At 64.6% G+C, this 2,540-nt stretch carries 2 protein-coding genes; both read right to left on the bottom strand.

Annotation, left to right across the window (positions count from 1 at the left end; translation table 11 throughout):
• Positions 1-73: 73 nt before the first annotated feature.
• Complete coding sequence (gene istB / locus BM345_RS29440; protein WP_093387378.1) at positions 74-880, bottom strand: IS21-like element helper ATPase IstB; 807 nt, start codon at positions 878-880, stop codon at positions 74-76.
• Positions 870-2,435, bottom strand: a complete 1,566-nt coding sequence (gene istA, locus BM345_RS29435; protein WP_086557949.1) for an IS21-like element ISVasp1 family transposase — start codon at positions 2,433-2,435, stop codon at positions 870-872. Before istA ends, istB begins: the two co-directional genes overlap by 11 nt.
• Positions 2,436-2,540 lie beyond the last annotated feature (105 nt).

The raw sequence follows: 2,540 nt of genomic DNA, 5'->3' as shown, positions 1-2,540 counted from the left end.
TGTTGAGTTCCATGCAATCCTGACCCGGCATTTCCATCCAATATTGACCCACCCTCTTTGCGAGCCTGGTGGCTCACGGTGTGGATAAGTTCTTGGTCTTCTCCTTCTTTCTAGATTGGTCTGCCTGAACTGGTTGAGCCGAGCTGTGCTTGAACCGGAAGCTGTCGTTGCCAGTCTCCAGGATATGGCAGTGGTGCGTGAGCCGGTCCAGCAACGCTGTCGTCATCTTCGCATCGCCGAAGACGCTGGCCCACTCGCTGAAGCTCAGGTTCGTCGTGATCACCACGCTGGTGCGCTCGTAGAGCTTGGACAGCAGATGGAATAGCAGCGCACCGCCCGAGGCGCTGAACGGCAGGTAGCCGAGCTCGTCGAGGATCACCATGTCGGCGTACATCAGCCGATGCGCGATGTGGCCCGGGTTGCCGCTGGCCTTCTCCTGCTCCAGCGCGTTGACCAGTTCGACCGTGGAGAAGAACCTCACGCGCCGGTGGTGATGCTCGATGGCCTGCACGCCGAGCGCCGTCGCGATGTGGGTCTTTCCCGTGCCAGGACCACCGACGAGCACCACGTTCTGGGCGTCCTCCATGAACTCACAGCGATGCAACTGACGGACCAAGGCTTCGTTCACCTCGCTGTGAGCGAAGTCGAAGCCTGCGAGGTCCCGGTAGACCGGGAAGCGTGCCAGCTTCAGTTGGTAAGCCACCGAGCGCACCTCGCGTTCGGCCGTCTCCGCCTTGAGCAACTGCGAGAGGACCGGCTGCGCGGACTCGAAGGCCGGCGAGCCCTGCTCGGCAAGCTCGGCCACGGCATGCGCCATGCCGTGCATCTTGAGTTCGCGCAGCATGATCACGATGGCTGCACTGGCGGGGTCATGGCGCATGGCGCACCTCCTGGATGATGATCGGATCAACTGCGGTCACGCGCCCTCTGAGGGAGTCGTAGCGCAACAAGTTGGCCTGGGGCTCGTTTGCCAGGCGCAACGCCTGGGGCGCCGTCACTGGCGCTGGCGCCACCGGCTTGCCGTCGAGCAGTCGGTGCAGGACGTTCAGCACATGCGTCTTGCTCGCCACGCCGGCTTCCAGGGCCAGCTCGACCGCGGTCAGCACGGCCTGCTCGTCGTGGTGCAGCACGAGTGCGAGGATCTCCACCATCTCCCGGTCGCCGCCGGGCTGCTTGAGCAGGACGGCCTGCAACCGTCGGAAGCCCTGTGGCAGTTCACTGAAGGGCGCGCCGTTCCTCAACGCCCCGGGCTTGCGCTGCAGCACCGCCAAGTAATGGCGCCAGTCGTAGACGGTCTGGCCCGCGGTGTCATGGCGCCGGTCGATGATGCGGGTGTGCTCGCACAAGAGTTGGCCTTCGGCCGCCACGACCAGGCGATCCGCGTAGACCCGCAGGCTCACCGGACGGTTCGCATACGACGCGGGAACGCTGTAGCGGTTGCGCTCGAAGTGCACCAGGCAGGTGGGCGACACGCGCTTGGTGTGCTCGATGAAGCCGTCGAAGGGACGAGGAACGGGCATCAGGAGCGGTTGCTCCTGCGCCCACACATCCGCCACGGTGCCAGGTTGCTTGCCGTGAACGATCTCGCCCCACAGCGCCTTGCAGCGGTGCTCGAGCCAGTCGTTGAGCAGCGGCAGCGTCGCGAACGCAGGCACGGGCTGCCACAGCCGGTGGCGCGCATCGCGCACGTTCTTCTCCACCTGGCCCTTCTCCCAACCGGAGGCCGGGTTGCAGAACTCGGCCTCGAACAGGTAGTGGCTGACCATGGCGCTGAAGCGCGCGTTGACATCGCGCTCCTTGCCGCGGCGCACCCGGTCCACGGCGGTCTTCATGTTGTCGTAGATGCCGCGCCGTGGCACGCCGCCCAGCACCTCGAAGGCGCGGTTGTGCGCATCGAACAGCATCTCGTGGGTCTGCAGCGGGTACGCCCGCACGAGGAAGGCCCGGCTGTGACTGAGCTTGAAGTGCGCGACCTGCAGCTTGGTGCGCTCACCGCCGATGACGGCCCAGTCCTCGCTCCAGTCGAACTGGAACGCCTCGCCTGGACCGAAGGCCAGCGGCACGAAGGTGCCTCGCCCGGTGGTCTGCTCGACCTCGCGGCGATGTGTATGCCACGCTCGTGCGAACGCTGCCACGCGGTTATAGGAGCCCTGGTAGCCGAGCGCCGCCAGGTCGGCGTGCATCTGCTTGAGGGTGCGCCGCTGCTTGCGTGACCTCGATGCCTCGCTCTTGAGCCAGATACTGAGCTTCTCGGCGAAGGCGTCGAGCTTGCTCGGGCTGACCCGCTTCGCGTAACTCGGCGCCGCCTCGCCCTCGCGCAGGTACTTGCGGATGGTGTTGCGAGACAGGCCCGTGCGTCGGGCTATCTCTCGAATGGACAGTTGCTCACGCAATGCCCAACGTCTGATGACACTCAGTGTCGCCACGTCAATCACTCCTGTGCTCCTGCCACTAAAAGCAGCAGGTTAGGGTTCTTACGTGGGTCAGATTTAGATGGAAATCGCCGGGGTTAGTGGGTCACTTCTAGATGGAAATCAACA

Source organism: Variovorax sp. OV329 (assembly GCF_900114785.1).
In the GTDB taxonomy this organism is placed as follows: domain Bacteria; phylum Pseudomonadota; class Gammaproteobacteria; order Burkholderiales; family Burkholderiaceae_C; genus Variovorax.
Note: the sequence above shows the minus strand (reverse complement) of the source record. Positions and strands in the feature narration are given on the sequence as shown.

Coding starts and splice junctions, on each gene's coding strand:
- istB (WP_093387378.1), bottom strand. CDS start 880: ATGCGCCATGACCCCGCCAGTGCAGCCATCGTGATCATGCTGCGCGAA.